The following is a 2,860-nucleotide window of genomic DNA, read 5'->3' on the forward strand; positions in this document are numbered from 1 at the left end:
CTGCCACAACAGACGTCCACTGCCTCAGCCGTCCCGAACCGGTCCGCCAGCTGAACTGCAATGAAGCACCCCTGCCGGGACAAAACGCTCTTTAACTGATCGTTTCAGAATGGGGGCGCGGGCTCTTCGTCATCGAGTCGCTGAAGAACCTGCGTGAAGTCACCGGCGTCGAGCAGGCCAGCGAGTACCTGGGTTATGTTGTCGATGCCAGCGTCCCGGACTATCAGTCCGTCAGAACACCAGAAGTAGCGGCCGCCCAACTCCTCGCCTGTTTGGGACCACCTCTTCATCAGGCGCTCGACCTCGGCGAGCGTGAACACGGTCGCGCTCCAGCGGGAGCCGTCCGCTGTCAGCCTCACCTCTACGTCGACGTTGCAGACGGCGTCTAGATCCTCGCCGGCGCTGGGCAGGAATGACGCCTCGAACCGATCTGTGCGGACGCGGTACCAGGGTTCATCCCAACCCTGCTCAGTGGTTTTGTCCCCGGTGCTGGTCATCCGGGGAGTATGTCGATCCGGCTCGGCTTGCTCAACCGGGTTCTCTGGCAAGCTCCAGCCTCGTGAACGTGAACCTTGTCCCCGACGATCTCTGAGACCGGAACGCCCCGCTGTTGCCGGCGCGCCCACGCCGGCACCGCCACCCCGGACGACTCCCAGTGCCGGACCGGGTCCGGCTGACCGCAGTATCTCTGTCAGAGGCCGCCCAGACTGGGGCAGGCCTGCTGTGGTCCGCTGATGTGAGGGCCTTCTCGGTGAGCGATCGTCTGGTTCGTCTGTGCGGCAGCGAGGGCCTGGATGTGGCTGCGGGCGATGTCTTCGGCACGCTGCTGCTTCGGGTCAAGTGCCGTACGGCGCTGCTGCTCTATGAGGATGGTGTCCAGCAGTCGCTGGACACCGACGGCGCGCTGCTCGGGAGCTCCCGACGCGGCGACGACGGTGATCCATCGATCGTGGTGCCGCACGCTGCGGCTTCACGGACTGGCACAGCTACGTCACCTGCGTCGACTGGTTCGAGGAGCGCGCCTGCCCGTGTGCCTCGCCGACCTCGCGCTCGACCTCGGCGCCGAAATCCCCGCCGACGTCCTCGCCGAACTGGAACGACTTCGGCGAGGGCGCCGCGACACTGGCCGAGCGCTCGCGAAGAGCCACCAAGCTCCGACCCCTGAGGCCGAGATTCGAGACTCCTCTGTCTCTGTCAAGAACCGCGGTGCCGACCGTCCCCACATCGCGGTACCGGAAAGCGGGTGACTTGGAAACTGCTCGTTCGCAGGGTTGGAGCTGGTCTCAAGATCCTGGCCCGTCAACTGCGACGCCCACGCATTGGTGAGGTGGTATCGCAGCACCGGCTGCTGGTCGACGTCGTACTGGACGATCGTGACGTTCTGCCGAGCCGTGTCGATGTCCTTCTTCACGAGCGAGGTGGATTCCATCGCACCGGAATCCAGAACCCGGCTGGGCGCACCATTTAGCCGGTGGACAGCCGCGGCGCAGGAACGGAGATTAGCGGAGCCGCTCGAATGTATGCCGCTCAGGCCACTCCGGCAACCAGTCCGTCTCAATCTCGCCCCTGAAGACACCTTCGAGCCATGAGATGAGATCGAGGTTGGTCGAATGCCAGTCACCCCAACTTCGACGGAATGCAGAGACGGTCCATGTGGTCTTATCGTCCTGCGGCACCAGGAAGAGCTGATCACCCTCGACCGTGTGTCCCCAGTAAAGCATTCCTCCTGAATGAGGCAGAACCGGGTCGACAATCAGTCGGGAATTACCTTCCTGGACATATCGACTCATCCACCTACCCTTCTCTTCCATGGTGCTCGGGCCGTAGATGAACAGGAATTCATCGATAAGCGTGTCTCCATAGAGGGCAGAGATTTGCTTTACCTCGTCCGGAAGCGTGAAGCCCCACGCCTCCTCAATCCCGCCGAGGTCCAATCCATTCAACCAGGGGCCCGGACCAAGGATGCCGAACAGGACTGAAGTGTCCGCCACTGCCATTTCAGTTCTCCTCTCAGCTACCAGCACTTATACGTCGCGGCAGCATTATTGTCAAACTCGCACCTGACATCCACCGTACCCCATGAAATGAACTCCACCTTGGTGGGTATCACCGAGTTCCTATTTCCATACACAGGCCTCACCTGGACAAATTGCGTACCCCCCTTCTCTATCGACTGGACCACATGATCCTCAGCGTGGTCATACATTGCCCGATTTGCCGTCTGATACATCGGGACGAAGTTCCGAGTGTCCTTGTTTGACCCACCCATCGCGTATCCAATGAGGTGGCCACGCGCCCGGTTATCCGCCGGTAGATCTGTCAACCCGGGAAGCGCGAACTTCAGGGCCGGCCTGGGGGGTGCCGTGTAATGGGCATTTGTCAGGGCTGCAAATGCACCTGTCGCGACACACGCACCGGCATGTTCCTTCCGTGGGAGATAGACCTTGTTCCCCCCATAGAATGCGGCGCCGGTGTCGCACCGGTCACCCGTTCTGCGGCCGCCGTTTCCGCCTCCACCTCCCTGAGTTGCTGCAGCAAGATCGACCTGCACCTGAGCGACCGAGGCATCAATTGCGTCCTGAACCTCATTTGGGACGATCGGAGCACTCGCTTCCACTATGGCCTGGTCGATCGCCGCTCCAAAGTGCTGAGCGTTCTGCAAGGACTGCTGTCGAATCCTTGCGACATCCACCTGAGGCTTCGGCTTGGGCCGGCTCGCAGCAGGCTTGGGGTTCCTTCCGCTGCTCGGGTTCTTCGGTTCCGTAGGCCTAGGGCCTGTTGCGAAAGTGGATCTTGCTCGTTGATGATCGCATGTCGTGGGACGTGGTGATCTAACGAACGGCCAGTGGGCCCGGCTTGA

5 protein-coding genes and 1 pseudogene are annotated in these 2,860 nt (G+C 61.7%); all 6 read right to left on the reverse strand.

The genetic code is table 11. The features are described 5' to 3' along the window. Positions 1 to 104: 104 nt before the first annotated feature. Positions 105 to 497, reverse strand: coding sequence for a hypothetical protein (locus ACGF1Z_RS35535; RefSeq protein WP_393010776.1), 393 nt, complete (start codon positions 495 to 497; stop codon positions 105 to 107). 194 nt (positions 498 to 691) lie between these two features. Beyond that, a complete protein-coding gene (locus tag ACGF1Z_RS35540; protein WP_393010778.1) occupies positions 692 to 961 on the reverse strand; it encodes a hypothetical protein in 270 nt (89 codons plus the stop codon). Positions 962 to 986: 25 nt separating this feature from the next. After that, positions 987 to 1,148 carry a hypothetical protein gene (locus tag ACGF1Z_RS35545; RefSeq protein WP_393010783.1) on the reverse strand — a complete coding sequence of 54 codons (162 nt, stop codon included), beginning with the start codon at positions 1,146 to 1,148 and terminating at the stop codon, positions 987 to 989. A gap of 131 nt (positions 1,149 to 1,279) precedes the next feature. Continuing rightward, positions 1,280 to 1,429 (reverse strand): annotated as a pseudogene (locus ACGF1Z_RS35550) (phage tail protein); the annotation flags it as partial. A gap of 70 nt (positions 1,430 to 1,499) precedes the next feature. Further along, the gene (locus ACGF1Z_RS35555) at positions 1,500 to 1,997 is read right to left on the reverse strand and encodes a hypothetical protein (RefSeq protein ID WP_393010779.1); all 498 of its coding nucleotides are present in this window, start codon (positions 1,995 to 1,997) and stop codon (positions 1,500 to 1,502) included. Between the two features lie 17 nt (positions 1,998 to 2,014). Continuing rightward, positions 2,015 to 2,692 carry a DNA/RNA non-specific endonuclease gene (locus tag ACGF1Z_RS35560; protein WP_393010781.1) on the reverse strand — a complete coding sequence of 226 codons (678 nt, stop codon included), beginning with the start codon at positions 2,690 to 2,692 and terminating at the stop codon, positions 2,015 to 2,017. Positions 2,693 to 2,860 lie beyond the last annotated feature (168 nt).

Origin of the sequence: Streptomyces sp. NPDC048018 (assembly GCF_043202995.1) — a bacterium.
GTDB lineage: Bacteria > Actinomycetota > Actinomycetes > Streptomycetales > Streptomycetaceae > Streptomyces.

Bases quoted from the DNA above. Each gene is read 5' to 3' on its own strand.
- ACGF1Z_RS35535 (WP_393010776.1), bottom strand. From the start codon at position 497: ATGACCAGCACCGGGGACAAAACCACTGAGCAGGGTTGGGATGAACCC.
- ACGF1Z_RS35555 (WP_393010779.1), bottom strand. From the start codon at position 1,997: ATGGCAGTGGCGGACACTTCAGTCCTGTTCGGCATCCTTGGTCCGGGC.